At 60.6% G+C, this 19,594-nt stretch carries 20 protein-coding genes and 1 pseudogene; 18 read left to right on the top strand and 3 right to left on the bottom strand.

What is annotated here, in order from left to right; all coding sequences use genetic code 11:
* Positions 1-222: 222 nt before the first annotated feature.
* A pseudogene (locus tag FHW37_RS17075) lies at positions 223-1,017 on the bottom strand (undecaprenyl-diphosphate phosphatase); the annotation flags it as partial.
* A gap of 157 nt (positions 1,018-1,174) precedes the next feature.
* On the opposite strand from FHW37_RS17075, the gene FHW37_RS17070 reads away from it, so the two are divergent.
* From FHW37_RS17070 to FHW37_RS17005, 14 genes are all read left to right on the top strand, one after another.
* Entirely contained in the window at positions 1,175-1,867 is a 693-nt protein-coding gene (locus FHW37_RS17070) for a glutathione S-transferase family protein (protein ID WP_145638511.1), read from the top strand.
* Positions 1,868-1,877: 10 nt separating this feature from the next.
* Positions 1,878-3,035, top strand: a complete 1,158-nt coding sequence (gene queG / locus FHW37_RS17065; protein WP_145638509.1) for a tRNA epoxyqueuosine(34) reductase QueG — start codon at positions 1,878-1,880, stop codon at positions 3,033-3,035.
* On the top strand, positions 3,035-3,907 hold the full coding sequence (locus FHW37_RS17060) for an SDR family oxidoreductase (RefSeq protein ID WP_145638507.1): 873 nt from the start codon (positions 3,035-3,037) through the stop codon (positions 3,905-3,907). Before queG ends, FHW37_RS17060 begins: the two co-directional genes overlap by 1 nt.
* 382 nt (positions 3,908-4,289) lie before the next feature.
* On the top strand, positions 4,290-4,700 hold the full coding sequence (locus FHW37_RS17055; protein WP_145638506.1) for a septal ring lytic transglycosylase RlpA family protein: 411 nt from the start codon (positions 4,290-4,292) through the stop codon (positions 4,698-4,700).
* A gap of 129 nt (positions 4,701-4,829) precedes the next feature.
* The gene (locus FHW37_RS17050) at positions 4,830-6,119 is read left to right on the top strand and encodes an RsmB/NOP family class I SAM-dependent RNA methyltransferase (RefSeq protein ID WP_145638504.1); all 1,290 of its coding nucleotides are present in this window, start codon (positions 4,830-4,832) and stop codon (positions 6,117-6,119) included.
* Positions 6,120-6,267: 148 nt separating this feature from the next.
* Entirely contained in the window at positions 6,268-7,548 is a 1,281-nt protein-coding gene (locus FHW37_RS17045) for an imelysin family protein (RefSeq protein WP_145638502.1), read from the top strand.
* Between the two features lie 54 nt (positions 7,549-7,602).
* Positions 7,603-9,156, top strand: coding sequence for a di-heme oxidoredictase family protein (locus tag FHW37_RS17040; RefSeq protein ID WP_145638500.1), 1,554 nt, complete (start codon positions 7,603-7,605; stop codon positions 9,154-9,156).
* Complete coding sequence (locus tag FHW37_RS17035; protein ID WP_145638498.1) at positions 9,156-10,262, top strand: imelysin family protein; 1,107 nt, start codon at positions 9,156-9,158, stop codon at positions 10,260-10,262. Before FHW37_RS17040 ends, FHW37_RS17035 begins: the two co-directional genes overlap by 1 nt.
* Before the next feature lie 3 nt (positions 10,263-10,265).
* Positions 10,266-11,351 carry a DUF1513 domain-containing protein gene (locus FHW37_RS17030; protein WP_145638496.1) on the top strand — a complete coding sequence of 362 codons (1,086 nt, stop codon included), beginning with the start codon at positions 10,266-10,268 and terminating at the stop codon, positions 11,349-11,351.
* 36 nt (positions 11,352-11,387) lie between these two features.
* A complete protein-coding gene (locus FHW37_RS17025; protein WP_145638494.1) occupies positions 11,388-11,840 on the top strand; it encodes a TspO/MBR family protein in 453 nt (150 codons plus the stop codon).
* 87 nt (positions 11,841-11,927) lie between these two features.
* Positions 11,928-12,371 (top strand): PaaI family thioesterase, encoded by a 444-nt coding sequence (locus FHW37_RS17020; RefSeq protein WP_186458292.1) that lies wholly within the window; start codon positions 11,928-11,930, stop codon positions 12,369-12,371.
* Entirely contained in the window at positions 12,368-13,006 is a 639-nt protein-coding gene (locus FHW37_RS17015) for a 5'-methylthioadenosine/S-adenosylhomocysteine nucleosidase (protein ID WP_145638490.1), read from the top strand. The genes FHW37_RS17020 and FHW37_RS17015 overlap by 4 nt, the downstream gene beginning before the upstream one ends.
* 40 nt (positions 13,007-13,046) lie before the next feature.
* Positions 13,047-14,624, top strand: a complete 1,578-nt coding sequence (gene guaA / locus FHW37_RS17010) for a glutamine-hydrolyzing GMP synthase (RefSeq protein ID WP_145638488.1) — start codon at positions 13,047-13,049, stop codon at positions 14,622-14,624.
* A gap of 262 nt (positions 14,625-14,886) precedes the next feature.
* Positions 14,887-15,477 carry a YqaA family protein gene (locus FHW37_RS17005; protein WP_145638486.1) on the top strand — a complete coding sequence of 197 codons (591 nt, stop codon included), beginning with the start codon at positions 14,887-14,889 and terminating at the stop codon, positions 15,475-15,477.
* Between the two features lie 16 nt (positions 15,478-15,493).
* On the opposite strand, the gene FHW37_RS17000 is transcribed toward FHW37_RS17005, so the two are convergent.
* Positions 15,494-16,054: a methylated-DNA--[protein]-cysteine S-methyltransferase gene (locus FHW37_RS17000; protein WP_145638484.1), complete on the bottom strand. Its 561-nt coding sequence runs from the start codon at positions 16,052-16,054 to the stop codon at positions 15,494-15,496.
* 201 nt (positions 16,055-16,255) lie between these two features.
* On the opposite strand from FHW37_RS17000, the gene FHW37_RS16995 reads away from it, so the two are divergent.
* Positions 16,256-16,927, top strand: a complete 672-nt coding sequence (locus FHW37_RS16995) for a 2'-5' RNA ligase family protein (protein WP_145638482.1) — start codon at positions 16,256-16,258, stop codon at positions 16,925-16,927.
* Between the two features lie 51 nt (positions 16,928-16,978).
* Here the strand turns inward: FHW37_RS16995 and FHW37_RS33605 are convergent, their stop codons facing one another.
* Positions 16,979-17,143 (bottom strand): hypothetical protein, encoded by a 165-nt coding sequence (locus FHW37_RS33605; protein WP_186458291.1) that lies wholly within the window; start codon positions 17,141-17,143, stop codon positions 16,979-16,981.
* 202 nt (positions 17,144-17,345) lie between these two features.
* Here FHW37_RS33605 and FHW37_RS16990 point away from each other — a divergent pair, with 202 nt between their 5' ends.
* The 3 genes from FHW37_RS16990 to FHW37_RS16980 all read left to right on the top strand — a co-directional run bounded on the left by FHW37_RS16990 (position 17,346) and on the right by FHW37_RS16980 (position 19,541).
* On the top strand, positions 17,346-17,696 hold the full coding sequence (locus tag FHW37_RS16990) for an ArsC family reductase (protein ID WP_145638480.1): 351 nt from the start codon (positions 17,346-17,348) through the stop codon (positions 17,694-17,696).
* A gap of 6 nt (positions 17,697-17,702) precedes the next feature.
* Positions 17,703-18,176 carry a Cys-tRNA(Pro) deacylase gene (gene ybaK, locus FHW37_RS16985; RefSeq protein ID WP_145638478.1) on the top strand — a complete coding sequence of 158 codons (474 nt, stop codon included), beginning with the start codon at positions 17,703-17,705 and terminating at the stop codon, positions 18,174-18,176.
* A 111-nt stretch (positions 18,177-18,287) separates the two neighbouring features.
* Positions 18,288-19,541: an aminopeptidase gene (locus FHW37_RS16980; RefSeq protein WP_145638476.1), complete on the top strand. Its 1,254-nt coding sequence runs from the start codon at positions 18,288-18,290 to the stop codon at positions 19,539-19,541.
* Positions 19,542-19,594: the final 53 nt, after the last annotated feature.

Genomic DNA, 19,594 nt, shown 5'->3' with positions numbered 1-19,594 from the left:
ATGGCGCCCCAGACCGGCGCCGCCGGCAAGCTGGATTGCTCGCCGGCCTATGGCGTCGATCCGTGCAGCACGGCTTCGATCAAGCACTGAGACACGTAAAATAAAGGCGGCCATTGGCCGCCTTCGTCATTTCCGAGATATCACCGCACATCACTTGGTAATGACGGGACGCAGTTCGGTCGCGGCAGCGGCCGGCGCTTCGTCGTTCGACTGCGGCATGTAGCCAAGCGCGACCATGCCGAGCAGAAGTCCACCGAAGATGATGCGGTAGATGGCAAAGGCCGTGAAGCGGTTGGTCTGGATATAGGCCAGCAGCCACTTGACCGAGATGAAGGCGACGATCGTCGAGACGACGAATGCGATACCGAGTGAGGTCCAGTCCTCACCGGCCATGCCGCCATCCTTCACCGTTTTCAGAAGTTCATAGCCGCTTGCCGCATACATGGTCGGAATGCCGACGAGGAAGGCAAATTCGGTGGCAGCGGCGCGGCTGCCGGTGCCGGCAAGCATGGCGATGAAGATCGTCGTGCCGGAGCGCGACAGGCCGGGAAAGACGCCGGCGACGACCTGGGCGATACCGACAAGGATCGCGACATACCAGGTGATCGAGGTATAGGGCGGTCTTTTGGCAGCGGCCCATTCGGCGAAGATCATCCAGATGCCGCCGATGACCAGCGCCCAGGCGATCGGTGTGGCGTTATCCGGCAGTTCGAAACCCATCTTCTTGACGATGAGGCCGAGAACGGCGGTGATCAGGAAGGCGACGATCAGCTTGCCAGCGTAAAGACGATTCTTCGGCTCCCTCCAGCCGAGCGCCAGATCCATGAGGCGGCGCCAGTAGATGATGGTGACGGCGAGAATGGCGCCGGCCTGGATGACGATATTGAACGTGTCCGAACGCTTGCCGAGCCATTGCTCGGCGATAATAAGGTGGCCGGTGCTCGAAATCGGGAGAAATTCGGTTATCCCCTCGATAACGCCGAGCAGAACGGCGCTGATAATCGACTGGTCTGCCATTCTTAATCCTTTGCTGACAACTTACAGGCAGTTTTAATCACGGCATGGCGCCTTGCTTGTCTTGGCCCTACCAAATCCATATAGCTGCCATATGTCCGGTGGGGCGCACGAAGCAGCCATGCCCTTCCTATACAATATAATCGAAACCCAAGTATCCATGCCGACGCTCTATCATCACTCCATGTCCTCTGCCTCTCGCTTCGTGCGTTTGATCCTCGCCGAATATGGCTTTCAGATGGATCTCGTCGAGGAACAGCCATGGGAAAAACGCCGAGAGTTCCTCTCGCTCAATCCGGCAGCGACCTTGCCGGTCTATGTCGACGACAATATGCGCGTCCTCTGTGGACATTCTGTCCTGATGGAATTCCTGGACGAGACCCATGGCGTCTTGAAGCGCGACCGGCGGCTTCTGGCCGAAGATCCCTGGCAGCGCGCGGAAATCCGCCGCCTGACCGAGTGGTTCCTGCAGAAGATGGAGCAGGACGTGACGCGGCCGCTGACACGCGAACGGGTCTATAAACTGCAGATGACCGCGGCGCAGGGCGGCGGCGCGCCGGATTCGAAAGTGCTGCGCACCTCGCGCGCCAATATCCGCCAGCATATGAAATATCTCGCCTGGCTCGCCGGCTCGCGCCAATGGCTGGCAGGCGAACGCCTGAGCTATGCCGATCTTGCTGCCGCGGCCTCCATTTCGGTTCTCGACTATCTCGGCGAGATCGACTGGGCGGAAACACCGATTGCCAAGGACTGGTATCAGCGGATCAAATCCCGCCCCTCCTTCCGGCCGCTGCTTGCCGAGCGCATTCGCGGCCTCACCCCGGTGTCTCATTATGCGGACCTCGATTTCTGATCAGGATCGGATGATCGACGACCGGGCAGCCGCAAAGGCACAAGCGCGACGAGAGAAGCTGACCGCCTTCATCCGCGAGGAAGCGAAGGCGCAGGGGTTCGATCTCTGTCGCGTGACCGGGCCGGACAGCATTCCGCGCGCACCTGAACGATTGGAAATCTTTCTCGCCGACGGCCATCACGGCACGATGGACTGGATGGAAGAGACGCGCGAACGGCGCGGCGATCCCAAGGTGCTTTGGTCGGATGTGCGGTCCATCGTGATGTTTGCGATGAATTACGGGCCGGAGGAAGATCCGCGCGGCATTCTCGACAGGCCGGATAAGGCCGCGATCTCCGTCTATGCGCGCAATCGCGACTATCACGACATCATCAAGGGGCGGCTCAAGGAAGTCGCCACGCGCTTTGCAGCGCGCGCCGGCGAGGACGTCAAGGTTTTCGTCGACACGGCCCCTGTCATGGAAAAACCGCTCGGGGAAGCCGCCGGCCTCGGCTGGCAGGGAAAACACACGAACCTCGTCAGCCGCACGCACGGATCCTGGCTGTTTCTCGGCAGCATGTTCACCACGGCCGACCTTATAGTGGACGAGCCGGAGCGCGACCATTGTGGCTCTTGCCGCGCCTGCCTGGACGCCTGTCCGACATCGGCCTTTCCGGCGCCCTACCGGCTCGATGCCCGGCGCTGCATTTCCTATCTGACGATCGAGCACAAAGGGACGATCGCCCCCGCCTTCCGGCCGCTGATTGGCAACCGCATCTATGGCTGCGATGATTGCCTTGCCACCTGCCCGTGGAACAAGTTTGCCGCCAGCGCCTCAGAAATGAAGCTGAAGGCGCGCGAAGACCTGAAGGAACCCGCAATCGCCGATCTTCTGACGCTCGACGATGCCGACTTTCGGGCGCTGTTCAGCGGCTCGCCGGTAAAGCGCATCGGCCGCGACCGTTTTGTCCGCAATGTGCTGATCGCTGCCGGAAACTCTTCCGACGGGAGCCTGATCGCGCAATGTCGGGTGCTCTCGGCCGACAGCTCGCCGGTCGTGCGAGGAATGGCGATCTGGGCATTGAAGCAATTGATGACGGACGAGGTTTTTCGCGCGTTTGCGGACGAACGTGGTGCGGAAGAGGATCCGGACGTGCTTGAAGAATGGCGAATGGCAGGAGCGGCTTGATGCGGGTGATGATTTTCGGATGCGGTTATTCCGGCATGGCGATTGCCAAAGCCTTCCAGGCCGCAGGCGCAGACGTGGCCGGAACTGCAAGAAGCACCGAAAAAACCGACATCATATCCGCTGCCGGAATCGTGCCGTTTCTGTTTGATGGCAGTGCATTCGCCGGCGATATCCTTTCGTGGATGGGAAGCGTCACTCATCTCATCCAATCGATCCCGCCGGGACGGGAGGGCGATCCATTATTGAAACTGGTCACCGGCCGGCTTGCCGCACTTTTCCCAAAGCTCGAATGGATCGGCTATCTCTCCACCGTCGGCGTCTATGGCGATCACGGTGGCGGCTGGGTGACGGAAGAGACGCCGGGAAGCCCGATCCTCGGCCGCTCGATCGAGCGGGTGGATACGGAAGAGGCCTGGACAGCGGAAGCGGCGACGGCTGGCGTACCGGTGGCGGCGCTGAGGCTGTCCGGCATTTACGGGCCGGGCCGCAACGCTTTCGTCAATCTCTCCCGCGGCACGGCGCGGCGCATTATAAAGAAGGATCAGGTGTTCAACCGGATCCGCGTCGAGGATATCGGAGGCGCGGCGCTCTTCCTCGGCACAGCCAGGATTGGCGGCATATATAATGTCACCGACGACGAGCCCGGTCCGCCGCAGGACGTGATCGTGGAAGCGGCGCGCCTGATGGGTGTCGAGCCGCCGCCGGAACTGGATTTTGACACGGCCGAAATGACACCTATGGCGCGCTCTTTCTATGGCGCCAACAAGCGCGTTTCGAATGCCAGAATCCGGGCTGCGGGTTTCCAGTTCCGCTTTCCGAATTACCGGATGTCGCTTGCCGAAATGTGGGATTCAGGCCGCTGGAAAGGATGATATTCCCAAACTGGAACAGGTGAAAATTCCATCCAGCGGCACCTTTCTAGTCATTCTTTCTTAACCCATGCGGCATGTCGCCACAAATTTTGCCCGAATGAGGCAAAGAATCTGCCTCGGCGATAAATTTTTTTCTGCTGTTTTCGTGATCGCAGAGTCTCTCGCCACACACGCGGAACGAAATTTCGTTTCCAGACTGTTTTTAAAGGTTTTATTCCGACGAAACTTAGCTGGCTTCTTAAAAAGATCGGCAGCAATCTAATCACAAATGTTACAATCCGTAACGTTCCGTGATCAAAAGTCCCACGTTTTCGCCACTTTTGGCCCCGCTTAAGCCCCGCCGCACGACTTGTGCAGGGACAAAACGACGGGGACGATCGATTTGACAACAATTCGAAACGCGACTTTCGCGGCGGCCGTGATAGCTGCATTCGCATTCAACGGCGTGGCGGAAGCCAATGCCGCACCGGGCTGTGGCCACGCATCGTGGTACTCGGCCGGATCCAGGACTGCATCCGGCGAACGGATGAACGCATCACTTCTGACGGCAGCACATCGCAGCCTGCCATTCGGCACGAAGGTTCTGGTGACCAACAAGCGCAACGGCAAAAGCGTCATCGTGCGCATCAACGACCGCGGCCCGTTCATCCGCGGACGTGTCCTGGATGTTTCCAAGGCAGCTGCCCAGGACATCGGCATGGTTTCCTCCGGCACCGCGCAGGTCTGTTATCAGATCGTCGACGCCGGCAGCCAGAAGGTCGCCGGCAAGGGCATCAAGGAAGATAACGGCTAATCGGCTCTGCGCCTGGGGTTGATCCAGGTTGACGGCCTCTCACAGTCCTGACGGACCTCACCTCTTGCCCTTCGGCTCAATCGCCGCTAGGACCCTTCCCATACGGGTTCAACCGACGGAGACCGAGATATGCGACTGGGCGGACGAGTGGCCGGAGCCATTGATGTGTTGGCCGACATCGAGACGCGCAAGCGTCCTGTCGCCGATGCTCTGAAGGACTGGGGCCTTGCCCACCGTTTCGCCGGATCCGGCGACCGGGCTGCGATCGGCAACATCGTCTATGACGCGCTGCGTATGCGGCTTTCCCACGCCTACCTGATGGATGACGAAAGCCCGACCGCATTGGCCTATGCCGTGCTCCTGCGCCAGTGGGGCTATTCCGCCGAGGCACTTGCTTCGGACTTCGCCGATGACAAGTTTGCGCCGCATCCGCTGAGCGTCGACAATCTGGCCGCCTTCACCTCCCGCGATCTTTCCGATGCGCCGCTGCATATCCAGGGCGACATTCCTGACTGGGTCGAGCCGTCCTTCGAAGCCAATTTCGGCGAGGACTGGCTGAGCGAAGCCAAGGCACTGGCGGAACGCCCGACGCTCGACCTGCGCGCCAATACTCTCAAGGCTGGCCGCGACAAGGTCGTGAAGGCGCTCGAACGCTCAGGCGCGAGGCCCGCCTCGATCGCCCGTAACGGCATCCGCATTGCCGCAGGCGACGGTGCCTCGCGTCTTCCAAACGTCACAGCCGAGCTTTCGTTCCAGAAAGGCTGGTTCGAGGTTCAGGACGAGGGTTCGCAGATCGTTGCCGATCTCGTGCAGCCGGGCGAACACGACCAGGTGCTGGACTATTGCGCCGGCGGCGGCGGTAAGACGCTCGCCATGTCGGCTGCGATGAACAACAAGGGTCAGGTGCATGCCTATGACGCCGATCGCAAGCGGCTGGCGCCGATCATCGAGCGCCTGCGCCGCGCCGGCACCCGCAACGTTCAGGTGCACGACGATCCGCAGCAGCTCAATGGGCTGAGAGGCAAGCTCGATACCGTGCTTGTCGATGCACCCTGCACCGGCACCGGCACCTGGCGCCGCCGCCCCGACACGAAATGGCGGCTGACCCAGAAGAACCTCGACGAGCGGATTGCCCAGCAGCAGGAAGCGCTTTCCGAAGCGGCCGTGTTCGTCAAGCCCGGCGGGGCGCTGGTCTATGTCACCTGCTCCATCCTGCCGGAAGAAAACGACCGCCAGGTGGCGCGCTTCTGCGCCGAGAACCCGGGTTTCTCCATCGCACCGGCCGCCCAGAACTGGGGCGCCCTGTTCGGCGCGCAGGCTCCGGCGCCGCGCTCCAGCGACGGATCGACCGTGACGCTGACACCGGCCAGCACCGACACGGATGGTTTCTTCTTCTGCCGGATGCAACGCAAGGCATAAATCCGCTGCGGTTTGGAGCCTTTGGCAAGCCAAATACATCTGACGGTTTTATTTGAAACCGTTCTAAACTAGATTGTTTGACACCAGTTTGCATTTGCGCAAAGTACCCCACGGACGGCCTTCAGATCAGGCCGCGAAGGAGAGGGATATGATCCGCAAGATCGCTTTCAGCGCCACATTGGCGCTTCTCGCCGCTTCGGCGACATTCACCGTGACACCGGCCAGAGCCGAGACCGTGACGACCGCCGCCGTGCTCAAGCACTATTCCGAGCTGGCCCATGCGAAATACCAGGATGCGCTGACCACCGCGCAGGCGCTGAACAAGGCAGTCGATGCCCTGATTGCCAAGCCGAGCGACGAAACGCTGAAGGCTGCCCGCGAAGCCTGGATCGCAGCCCGCGTTCCCTACCAGCAGACGGAAGTCTACCGTTTCGGCAACCCGATCGTCGACGACTGGGAAGGCAAGGTAAATGCCTGGCCGCTGGACGAAGGCCTGATCGATTACGTCGATGCCTCCTACGGCACCGAAAGCGATGAAAACGCGCTCTATACCGCCAATGTCATTGCCAACAAGAAGATCAAGGTCAATGGCAAGACCATGGACCTCACCAAGTTCAACGCCAAGACCCTGCGCGGCCTGAACGAGGCCGGCGAAATCGAGGCGAATGTCGCCACCGGCTATCATGCGATCGAATTCCTGCTCTGGGGTCAGGACCTGAACGGTACGGGACCGGGCGCCGGCAACCGGCCCTTTACGGATTACAGCAAGGCCGATTGCACCCATGGCAATTGCGACCGCCGCGCCCAGTATCTGAAGGCCGCGACCGATCTTCTGGTTTCCGACCTGAAGGACATGGTCGCCGCCTGGGCACCGAAGGGCAAGGCTGCCAAGCATGTCGAGGCCAATGGCAAAAAGGGCCTGACCGCGATCCTGACCGGCATGGGCTCGCTCTCCTATGGCGAACTCGCCGGTGAGCGCATGAAGCTCGGCCTTCTGCTGCATGATCCGGAAGAAGAGCATGATTGCTTCTCCGACAACACCTACGCCTCGCACCTGAACGACGCGATCGGTATCAAGTCGGCCTATACGGGTGAATATACCCGCGTCGACGGCACGAAGATGACCGGCCCGTCGCTCTCGGATCTCGTTGCCGCCAAGGACAAGGCGCTCGATACCGAGATGAAGGGCAAGCTCGATACGACGCTCGACGCCATGAACGCCATGGCCGACCGCGCTCACAAGGTCGAGGCCTATGACCAGATGATCGGTGAAGGCAATACCGAGGGCAATGCCGTCGTGCAAAAGGCGATCGACGGTCTGATCGACCAGTCGAAGTCGGTCGAGCGCGTGCTCGCCGCACTTGACCTCGGCACCGTCAAGCTCGAAGGTTCCGACAGCCTCGACAATCCCGACGCCGTCTTCAAATAAGAACCGAAAAGGCGGGCCGCGGCGTTTTCGTTTACGCCTGCGGCCCGATCATTCATGAACGCGCCCAAAACACTTGCGCCAAAAGCGCTCGCCTTTCTGCTGCCGCTGATTTCGGGCGCCCTGGTTCTGACGCCACTGATCGCCACCGGCGGTGACGTGGCCTTTCCGACCACCCGCACGGATCTCAATCCGAAAGACCTGAAGCGCGTCGAGACCGTGACGCGGCCGACGACCGATTTTTCCAAGCCGGAACAGTTCGAACTGATGGCAGGCGGAGCGGCGACCACGCGCGCCGATGTCAACGGCGATTCATTTTCGCATTTTTCCGCCAATATCACCTTTGCCGAAGAGGGTACTTTCAAGCTCGGCAATGCGCTTTTCACCAAGCTTTGGGTAGCAGCCCCCTCCTCGACCCAGGCTTCCGACGGGCTCGGGCCGCTGTTCAATGCGCGGGCCTGTCAGAGCTGTCATCTGAAGGACGGGCGCGGGCATCCGCCGGAAGGCGGGGCCGACGCGACCTCGATGTTTTTGCGGCTGGCACGCCCGGCGCGCACCGAGGCGGAAAAACAGCAGGTCGCGACCTATCAGAAACTGAATTTCCCGGACGCGGTCTATGGCGAGCAGTTTCAGGACCTCGCCGTTCCGGGACTTGCCTCGGAAGGCAAGATGCAGATTTCCTATGAGGAGATCCCGGTCAAGCTGGCGGATGGCGAGATCGTACACCTGCGCAAGCCGACCTATTCCGTCACCGATCTCGGTTACGGGCCGATGGAAGGCGATGTGACGCTGTCGCCGCGCATTGCGCCACCAATGCTCGGCATGGGCCTGATCCAGGCAATCCCCGAAGCCGACATTCTTGCCAGGGCCGATCCCGACGACAAGGACGGTGACGGCATTTCCGGCAAGGCCGCGATGGTGCGCGATCACAAGAGCGGTGAGCTGAAGCTCGGCCGGTTCGGCTTCAAGGCTCAGAACGCCTCGGTGCGCGACCAGAGTTCTTCGGCCTTCGCTGGTGACCTCGGCATCTCGACGCCGGACGATCCGTTCGATCACGGCGACTGCACCAAGGCTCAGGCTGCCTGTCTTGCCATGCCGACCGGTGTACAGGAACGGCTCGGGCCGGTGGAGGCACCGGACCCGGTTCTCGACCTCGTCACCTTCTATTCCGAAAACCTTGCCGTGCCGCAGCGCCGCGATATGGGCAATCCGGAAGTGCTGAAGGGCAAGGAGATGTTTTATCAGTCCGGCTGCACCGCCTGCCACACGCCGAAATTCGTCACCCGACGCGATGCCGGCAACAAGGCGCAGTCGTTTCAGCTGATCTGGCCCTATTCCGACTTCCTGCTGCATGACATGGGCGAAGGTCTCGCCGATGGCCAGCAGGTGGGCGTGGCCGACGGTAATGAATGGCGCACCCAGCCGCTCTGGGGCATCGGCCTTACAAAAACCGTCAACGGCCATACGTTCTTCCTGCATGATGGGCGCGCCCGCAATCTTACCGAAGCCGTTCTCTGGCATGGCGGCGAGGCCCAGAAATCCCGCGATGCCTTTGCAGCGCTTTCCAAGACCGATCGTGCCGCCCTTCTCAAATTCCTGGAGTCACTCTGATGCGTAGGATCCTTGCCGCCGGCCTCCTCTCCCTTCTGCCCCTATCGGCCTTTGCGCAGGAGGCGGATAATGCAGCGCCCGCGGTCGCACTTCCTGAAGCGGAAGTGACGAAGGTGATGACGGCGGCGGTCGATGGTTTTATCCGGCCGGGTTACGATGCGCTTGGGGTTTCGGCTGAGGCGATGGCGGCTTCGATGAAGACGTTGTGCGATGCGCCTTCCAAGGCAAATCTTGCCGCGTCGAGAACCGAGTTCGGCAAGCTCGCGGCCAGCTGGGCGCATATCGAGATCGTCCGCGTTGGTCCCGTCATCGAGCAGAACCGTTTTGAACGCATCCTGTTTTATCCCGACCGCAAGAGCACCGGGCTGAAACAGGTCCAGGCCATCCTCTCGAAATCCGACGAGACGGCGACCGATGCGAAAACGCTCGGCACCAAGAGCGTTGCTACCCAAGGGCTCGGCGCGCTGGAATATCTGCTGTTCGGCACCGGGTCGGAGACACTTGCCGCTGACAAGAACAGTTTCCGCTGCCGTTATGGCGCAGCCGTTGCCGGCAATGTCGGCAATGTGGCGAAGGAACTTTCGGATATCTGGGATGCGCCTGACGGTATCCAGAAAGCCTGGGAGCAGCCAGGCCCGGACAATCCTGCCTTCCGCACTGGCGGCGAGGCGATCACCGCGCTGCTCGGCATTCTCGTGCATGGCGCGGAAGCCGTGCGCGACCAGCGGATCGAAACCTTCTACAAGGGCGCCGACAAGGTAACTTTTCCGAAGCAGGCGCTGTTCTGGCGTTCGGAAAACACATGGCCGATGGTCGCCGCCAATCTGAGCGGACTTTCGTCGCTGCTTGAGAAATCGGGCATGGTTGCCCTGCTCGACGAAAAGGACCGGCCCGTGGTCAGTGCCATCCATGTCCAGCTCAAGGCGATGACCGATCTGACGGCGAAGATCGACCCGGATCTCGAAAAGGCTGTCGTCAATCCGGCCGACCGCAAGAAGCTGGATGCCCTGCTTGCCGATGGCAAGGATGTGATCGCCAAGCTGAACGATGGTTATGGCGGTGCAATCGGCCTCTCCTCCGGCTTCTCCTTTGCGGACGGAGACTGAACCTTGTCCTTTCGCGGCGAGACGATCGACCGGCGCAATTTCCTGAAGGCGGCAGGCATCACCTTTGCCGCAGGGCTGGTACCCGGCTCGCTGATGGCACTGGAACGGGCCGACGCCGTTTACGCCTCCGGTTTTCGCGCGCCGGATGGCGCGTTCGGTATCGCTACCGTATCCGAACGCGGCGAGATCATCGACCGGATCACTCTGCCGGCACGCGCCCACGGGCTTGCCTTCAGTCCCGCCACTGGCCGCGCCGTCGCCTTTGCCCGCCGTCCGGGCACATTTGCCATGGCTTTCGACCCGGCGCGCAAGGCCGAGCCGGTCATCATCACCTCGCCGGTAGGCCGGCACTTCTACGGCCACGGACACTTTTCGCCGGATGGAAGACTGCTTTACGCCAGCGAGAACGACTTCGAAGGCAATCGCGGCATGATCGGCATCTATGATGCGGGCCAGTCCTTCCAGCGTATCGGCGAATTCGAGGCGTATGGCATCGGCACCCATGACATGACCGTGTCCGACGATGGAAAAATGCTGGTGATCGCCAATGGCGGGATCGAGACCCATCCGGATTTCGGCCGCACCAAGCTCAATATCGACCGGATGGAACCGTCCCTGGTGCTGCTCGATGCGAAGAGCGGTGCCCTGATCCAGAAACACACCCTGCCCTCCTCGCTGGCCCAGCTTTCCACACGGCATCTCGATATCGCCGACAATGGCCGCATCTGGTTTGCCTGCCAGTGGGAGGGCGCCCGCAACGCGCTGCCGCCGCTGGCGGGTTGGCTATCGAAGGGCGAGGATATCGCGCTGCTCGATCTGCCGGAGGAGACGACGGTACGGCTCGGCAATTATGTCGGTGCGATCGCCGTCAACCGTCGTGATGGCGTGGTTGGCCTCACCTCCCCGGTCGGCGGGACGGCCGTAACGCTCGATGTGAAGACCGGGCTGGTGCTGAAGGAAGATGTTTTGCGCGAGGCGGCGGGCGTTGCACCAGCAAAAAGCGGCATCGCCACCTCCTCCTATGACGGGCAGTTCAACCAGACCCGCAGCAGGGTGGCCTGGGACCAGCATATCGTGCGGATAGTCTGACTTCCAAACCGCCCTGCCCGCCCTATCTGCGCGGGCATGAGCAAGGTCATCGTCTTCAGCATTTTCATCCTCGCTTCCATCGCCATCGGCGTGATCAGCGGTGTCAGCAATCTTCCGGGCGAATGGTATCAGTCGCTCAACAAGCCCTTCTTCAATCCACCCAGCTGGATCTTTGCGCCCGTCTGGACCGTGCTTTACGGGATGATCGGCGCAGCCCTTGCCGCAACCTGGTATGACGAGAATAACGGGCGGCGGCTTATCGTGTTCGCAATACAGGGATTTCTGAACATCCTCTGGTCGCCGGCCTTTTTCGGCATGCAGAACCCGGCGCTCGGACTGGCGATCATCATCCCGATGCTTGTCTTCATCCTTCTCTTCATCGCCATGAGCTGGCGGCCGAACCGCTGGGCGGCTCTGCTTTTTGTGCCCTATGCGCTCTGGGTCGCCTTTGCGACGATGCTCAATCTTTCGATCGTCATGCTGAATTGATGTGACATTCCGGTGGCTTGCCTGATGGCGCAGGGCGTGCGAGTTTCATGAACACTATAGGAAAGACAGCGAGCGCACCCGATCCCCATGATTGATACCGGCGACTTCCGAGACCGCATCAGGCAGAGTTTTGGCCGGCAGGGGGCAATGGACATGCTCGGCGCCGAGCTGACCCGTGCCGAACAGGCCATGGTCGAGATCGAATTTGCCTATGACGAAAAGCTGACGCAGCAGCATGGCTTTCTGCATGCCGGCGTGATTTCCGCCGCGCTCGAAACCGCCTGTACCTATGCCGCCTATACGACGATCGCTCCGGACGTCTCGATCCTGACGATCGAGTTCAAGGTCAACCTTCTGTCGCCCGGACGCGGCGAACGGTTTCTGTTTCGTGGCGAAATCACCAAGCCGGGCTCGACGATCATCGTTGCCGACGGCCGCGCCTATGCGATCGGCGACGGGCCGGCAAAGCTGATCGCCTCCATGACCTCTTCGATGATGGTAATCCGTGGCCGAGAGGATGTGGTCGGATGAGTTTCGAACTGAAAACACTTGGCGGCAAACAGGTTCTGTTCGTCATGGCTGTCGATGCGGAATATGGGCCGCATCTGAAAAGCCGCATCAAGCCGCTGATGACCGGCGTCGGCCCCGTCGAGGCGGCCATCGTGCTCTCGCATGCGCTGACAAAACTGCAGGCGTCAGGGACGATGCCGGATCTTCTCGTTTCGCTCGGTTCGGCCGGTTCGCGAAACCTCGAACAGACGGAAGTCTATCAGGTTTCCTCCGTCGCCTATCGCGACATGGACGCCTCGCCGCTCGGTTTCGAGAAGGGTCGCACGCCGTTTCTCGATCATCCCGCCATCATGCCCCTTTCGCTTATCATCCCCGACGTTCCCAGGGCATCGCTTTCGACCGGCGGCAATATCGTGTCCGGCGCAGCCTATGATCTGATCTCGGCCGATATGGTGGATATGGAAACCTTTGCCGTGATGCGCTGCTGCCAGCTGTTCGGCCTGCCGCTGATCGGCCTGCGTGGCATTTCGGATGGCAAGGAAGAGCTGAAACATGTCGGCAGCTGGACCGAATATCTGCATGTGATCGACGAGAAGCTGGCGATCACCATCGATGCGCTCGAAAAGGCCCTCGAAAGCGGCGTTTTGGCACTCTGACGCAGTTGCAAAAAACGCGAAGCTTCTTTAAAGGCTCGCCATGACCCAGATAGCTCATCCCGACAGCATCCTCATCATCGATTTCGGCAGCCAGGTGACGCAGCTCATTGCGCGCCGTATCCGCGAGGCCGGGGTCTATTGCGAAATTCATCCGTTCCAGAACGCCGCTGAAGCTTTCCAAAAGCTGCAGCCGAAGGGCGTGATCTTCTCCGGCGGCCCGGCTTCGGTGACGACGGAAGGCAGCCCGCGCGCTCCGCAGGCGGTGTTCGACAGCGGCGTGCCGATCCTCGGCATCTGCTACGGCCAGCAGACGCTCTGCACCCAGCTCGGCGGTGTCGTCGAAGGTGGCCATGCCGCCGAATTCGGCCGCGCCGATGTCGAGATCAAGAAGGCAAGCCCGTTGTTCGACGGGTTCTGGGAACAGGGTAGCCGTTATCCGGTCTGGATGAGCCATGGCGACCGCGTCACCCAGCTGCCGGACGGTTTTGAAGTCATCGCAACCTCGGAAAACGCGCCGTTCGCGATCGCAGCCGACGAGAGCCGCCACTATTATTCGACCATGTTCCACCCGGAAGTGGTGCATACGCCGGATGGCGCCAAGCTTCTTTCCAACTTCGTGCACAAGATCGTCGGCCTGAAATCCGACTGGACCATGGCGGCCTATCGCGCCGAAATGATCCGCAAGATCAAGGACCAGGTGGGTTCCGAGCGCGTCATCTGCGGCCTTTCCGGCGGCGTCGACTCGTCCGTTGCAGCGATCCTCATCCATGAGGCGATCGGCGACCAGCTCACCTGCATCTATGTCGACCACGGCCTGATGCGTCAGGGCGAGACCGAACAGGTCGTCGGCATGTTCCGCGATCACTACAACATTCCGCTCGTGGCCGTGGACGCATCCGAACTCTTCCTCGGCCAGCTCGAAGGCGTTACCGACCCGGAAGTGAAGCGCAAGACGATCGGCCGGCTGTTCATCGAAGTGTTCGAAGCGGAAGCCGCCAAGATCGCCGCGGACGGCAAGGGCGCTCCGCGCTTCCTGGCGCAGGGCACGCTTTATCCCGACGTCATCGAAAGCGTCTCCTTCTCCGGCGGCCCATCGGTCACGATCAAGAGCCACCACAATGTCGGCGGCCTGCCCGAGCGCATGAACATGCAGCTCGTCGAGCCGCTGCGCGAACTGTTCAAGGACGAAGTCCGCGCGCTCGGCCGCGAACTCGGCCTGCCGGAATCGTTTATCGGCCGTCACCCCTTCCCGGGTCCGGGCCTCGCGATCCGCTGCCCGGGCGGCGTTACCCGCGAAAAGCTCGATATCCTGCGCAAGGCGGATGCGATCTATCTCGACGAAATCCGCAAGGCCGGCCTCTACGACACGATCTGGCAGGCTTTCGCCGTGCTGCTTCCGGTCCAGACCGTCGGCGTCATGGGCGACTACCGCACCTACGATTTCGTCTGCGCTCTGCGCGCAGTCACCTCGGTCGATGGCATGACGGCGGATTTCTATCCTTATGACATGAACTTCCTCGGCCGTGCAGCAACCCGCATCATCAACGAGGTGCGCGGCATCAACCGCGTCGTCTATGACGTCACGTCGAAGCCGCCCGGCACGATCGAGTGGGAATAAGCCTGTTCGCATCCCGAGATGTGGGGCCTTTGCCCCACTCTCCCAAAGAAGCTCTTCTTTGAATTACGCTTTTCGCCTTAACCGATGAAGGATCACACGAAACTTCATCGCGTCTGCGCTTGACCTTTCCGACCCATATGTGGATTTTTCTGACGCTCCGGACAGCCGGATTGCGGCGGCGCACAAAGTTCGTCGTCTTCAGGCCGTATTCATAAATACAGATCACGCCGTCGGTCACGAAATCACACAGGAAACCCAAAGCATGCTGCGTAGACTCTATGACTGGACCATGGCGCTCAGCGCCCGCAAATCCGCGGAAATCTGGCTGGCCGTCATCGCTTTTGTCGAAAGTTCAGTCTTCCTCGTCCCCGCGGACGTGCTTTTCCTGCCGATGTCGCTGGCAAAGCCCGAACGGGCCTGGCGTTATGCGCTGGTCGCCACAGTGTTTTCCGTTCTGGGCGGTATTGCGGGCTGGTGGATCGGGTATTTCGCCTTCGACGCGATCGCAGCGCCGATCCTGGAATTTTATGGCAAGCTCGACACGTTCAACCAGCTGAAATCCGGCATCACATTCGAAACGATCGTGCTGATGCTGGTGACGTCAGGTTTTGCGCATCTGCCGCCGATCAAGGTCGTGACGATCCTCTCCGGCGCCGTGCATGTCGATATCTGGCTGTTCATCGTCTCGGCGATCATCACCCGCGGCGCGCGCTTCTTCCTGCTCGCCTGGCTGCTGCGCCGTTATGGCGAAGGTATTCGCCATTTCATCGAAAAGCGGCTCGGGCATATCGCCATGGCCGTGGCAGCGGTGCTGATCATCGGTTACGTCGCGTACAAATTCCTGGCCCATTAAGGGCCAGATCACCGCCTCAGAAGGCCAGGGATTGCTGGGCCGGTTCGGCAGCGGCAAGCACGATGCCTTCCAGCTCCAGCATCTTCGCCTTCGAATGCGAACCACCCGGCGCGGAAAAGCCGCCGATCTTGCCGCCTGCCGCCAGAACGCGGTGGCAGGGGATGATCAGGGCAACCGGGTTCTTCGCCATGGCCTGGCCGACATCGCGGGCCGCTTCCGGCCCGGCGCCGAGCGATTTTGCGATCGTGCCATAGGTCGTTGTTTCACCCCAGGCGAGTTTTCGCGCAGCCGTATAAATCTGCCGGAAGAAATCTTCCTGGGCGCCGAGATCGAGCTTTACGCCGCTGAAATCGACGTTTTCGCCGGCGAAATAGCGCCGGATATCGGCGATCACCTTTTCGATCTCTGCGGATGGCATTACCGCAACCGCTTCGTGCGCAAGGCGCTTCAACAGCAATTTTTCCGTTGCATCGGCAGACTGCGTCGGCAACTGGAATCGGGTTATACCATTGGCATTCCAGGCGATGCCGCAAAAGCCGCCGGCAGTTTCAAAGATTGAATAAGAATGCTCAGCCACGAGTGACCTCCCGCGTTTGTTGAAGCCTTGAGAATCGCGCCACGCACAGCCGGTTTCAACCCGTTTCTTGCGCGCTCACAAAACACCCACTGATTTCAGCTTGAAGCAAAATCATCACCGAAACCATATGTTCACTTTATGTTCTTTATATAATACGCTGCCGGCATCGAGGCAACAGGAACATGATATCGGAGTGGAGCAATGGGTGCCGTCGAGGCATTACAGCCAAAACCTGGCCAATTGCCGCTTCTGGGCACAGAGGGCTGGACGCGCCATCGCGCGGTAAAAGGTCGATCAAAGAGCGAGTTGATCTTCGTTTTCAAGCCACCCGCAGCCCTTGCCACGCGCATGCACGAGGATGCGGCGCTGTACATGGGCGGCCAGAGCGACCGTCCGCCGCATCCGGCGGATATGCTGCATATTTCACTGTTGGCGCTGGATGACCCGAAAGGCACGCGGGATGAAACGGTTGCCAAGGCGGTTGCAGCGGCAGTGGAGATCAGCGCCCGCCCCATTCCGATCACGCTCGACAGCGTCGGCCTCTTCGGCGGCGCCAGACATCTGGCGCTCTATCCGGAGAAAGATCATGGACAGGTGGCGCAATTTGCAGAACGGCTCGCCAAAGCTCTTAAGGGCCGAAACGTCCCGCATTCCTACAAGAGAGATTCAACGCCGCATGTGACGCTGGTGTATGGCTGCGGCAGGATCGAGCCGCAGCCGATCACACGCAACTATGCCTGGATCGCAGGCGAATTCATGCTGATCTGCAGCCATGTCGGCGAAACGCGACATGAAGAGATCGGCCGGTGGCAGCTTGATCCCGCAGCACCTGCCTACGCGGAAAGGCCACGGCAGTTGCAGTTGAGGATTTGAGCAGCTCTAGCCTGAGCGCCGGAAATCCAGCGCCCAAGATCAATCAGGCGATTAGCCGATGCGGTTGAAAGCCTTGGCGTCGATGCCGAGCGTTTCGAGGTCCTGGGCGCGGGCGCGGCGGCCACCTTCGACAGCGGCGGAAACCGAGATGGCAGCACCGAGAACTGCGAATGCGCGACCAATGCGGCTGCCACGGATATTCTTGTGAGCGGACATGATAAGCTCCTTTTTCGTATGACTAATATATGCGTGCGAGAGGCCGTTTGTGCAACGCACAAGGGAACAGGTCAGGCATGCAAAGGCAGCATGCCCCGCTTGACCGGCATCAATGTCGCCTGCCTTCCTTGCGACCAATCTGAAAACCTTGCCATCGGCAGCCGGCGCTTGGTATCGCTTGCAGTGGCAAAAGGATTTTGAAATGACGATCACCATTTACGGCATCAAGAACTGCGACACGATGAAGAAGGCGCGCAGCTGGCTGGACGACAAGGGCGTGGCCTACACGTTCCACGACTACAAGGCTTCGGGCATAGACCGCGCGCATCTGGAAGCCTGGACGAAAGAAGCCGGCTGGGAAACGGTGCTGAACCGCGCCGGCACCACCTTCAAGAAGCTCGACGATGCCGACAAGCAGGATCTGACCGCGGACAAGGCGATCGCGCTGATGCTGGCGCAGCCTTCTATGATCAAGCGGCCGGTTCTGGAAAAGGACGGCAAGCTGATCGTCGGGTTCAAGCCGGAGATCTACGACTCCGCGTTTTCGGTCTGAGGCACCATGTCCAAGACCACCCGTGCGACCCAGGCGCTGCAGAAGGCCGGCAAGGCGTTTACCACCGTCACCTATGACTACGACCCGAATGCCGACCGGATCGGCATGGCGGCGGCCGAGGCGATCGGCGAGGCGCCGCAGCGGGTGTTGAAGACGCTGATGGCGGAAGTGGATGGCAAGGCAGTCTGTGTTGTTGTGCCATCGGACCGGGAAGTGTCGATGAAGAAGCTGGCGGCGGCTTTTGGCGGCAAGTCGGCCAACATGATGAAGCCCGCCGATGCGGAGCGGGCAACCGGTTATCATGTCGGCGGCATCAGCCCGTTTGGGCAAAAGAAACAGGTGCCGACGGCAATCGAGATCACCGCACTCGATGAACCGCATATATTCATCAATGGCGGCCAGCGGGGCCTGCAGATCAGGCTGGCGCCGGGTGACGCCCGGGATGCTCTGAAGGCGATCGCTGCCGCGCTGATCGCCTGAGGCTGCCCTCCGCATCACCTGGAAGCAAGATCTAGGATTGCGGCCGGCCTTCAATTTTGCCTCAAAGCGCCTTAAGTCTTGGCGACGCAGATTTTCAAAAGAGGCATGTCCATGACCATCCAGCCCATTTTCCAGACCGCCATCGATCCCCAAAAACTCGAAAAGCTGGCGGAAGTGGCCGTGCAGGTGGGCCTGCGGCTTGAAAAGGGTCAGGATCTGGTGATTACCGCGCCGATTGCCTCGCTGCCACTGGTGCGCCTCATCACCAAACACGCCTACAAAGCCGGTGCCGGCATCGTCTCCACTTTCTATTCCGACGAGGAAACGACACTTGCGCGTTACCAGTATGCGCCGGATGCGAGCTTCGACAAGGCGTCGGACTGGCTCTACGAGGGCATGGCCAAGGCCTATGCCAATGGCGCTGCGCGACTGGCGATCGCCGGAGACAATCCGATGATGCTTGCGGGCCAGGATCCGGCCAAGGTGGCGCGCGCCAACAAGGCCAATTCCATGGCCTATAAGCCGGCGCTGGAAAAGATCGCCAATTTCGACATCAACTGGAACATCATTTCCTACCCTAATCCCGCTTGGGCCAAACAGGTGTTTCCGGACCTGCCGGAAGAGGTGGCGGTGGCAAAACTTGCCGATGCGATCTTTGCCGCCTCGCGCGTCGATCTTGCCGATCCGGTCGCAGCCTGGGCCGATCACAATGCCAATCTGAAGAAGCGCTCCACCTGGCTGAACGGCGAGCGTTTTGCCGCGCTGCATTTCACCGGGCCCGGCACGGACCTGACTGTTGGCCTTGCGGACGGCCACGAATGGCATGGCGGCGCCTCGACCGCGAAGAACGGTATTACCTGCAACCCGAACATCCCGACTGAGGAAGTCTTCACCACGCCGCATGCGCTGAAGGTGGAAGGCCATGTGTCGAGCACCAAGCCGCTGTCGCACCAGGGCACGCTGATCGACGATATCCAGGTGCGTTTCGAAGGCGGCCGGATCGTCGAGGCGAAGGCTTCCAAGGGCGAGGAAGTGCTGAACAAGGTTCTGGATACGGACGAAGGCGCGCGCCGGCTTGGCGAAGTGGCGCTGGTGCCGCATTCATCGCCGATCTCGGCCAGCGGCATCCTGTTCTACAACACGCTGTTCGATGAAAACGCCTCGTGCCATATCGCACTCGGCCAGTGCTATTCGAAATGTTTTGTCGACGGCGCTTCGCTGACGCCGGAACAGATCAAGGCACAGGGCGGCAATTCGAGCCTGATCCACATTGACTGGATGATCGGGTCCGACAAGGTCGATATCGACGGCATCAAGCCGGATGGTTCGAAAGTGCCGGTCATGCGCAAGGGCGAATGGGCCTGAATCTACGCATTTACCTGAAAAGAAATCTGGAAATGACTGCGGGGGCCGAAAGG

Source organism: Neorhizobium alkalisoli (assembly GCF_007829835.1).
Lineage (GTDB): Bacteria > Pseudomonadota > Alphaproteobacteria > Rhizobiales > Rhizobiaceae > Neorhizobium.
Note: the sequence above shows the minus strand (reverse complement) of the source record. Positions and strands in the feature narration are given on the sequence as shown.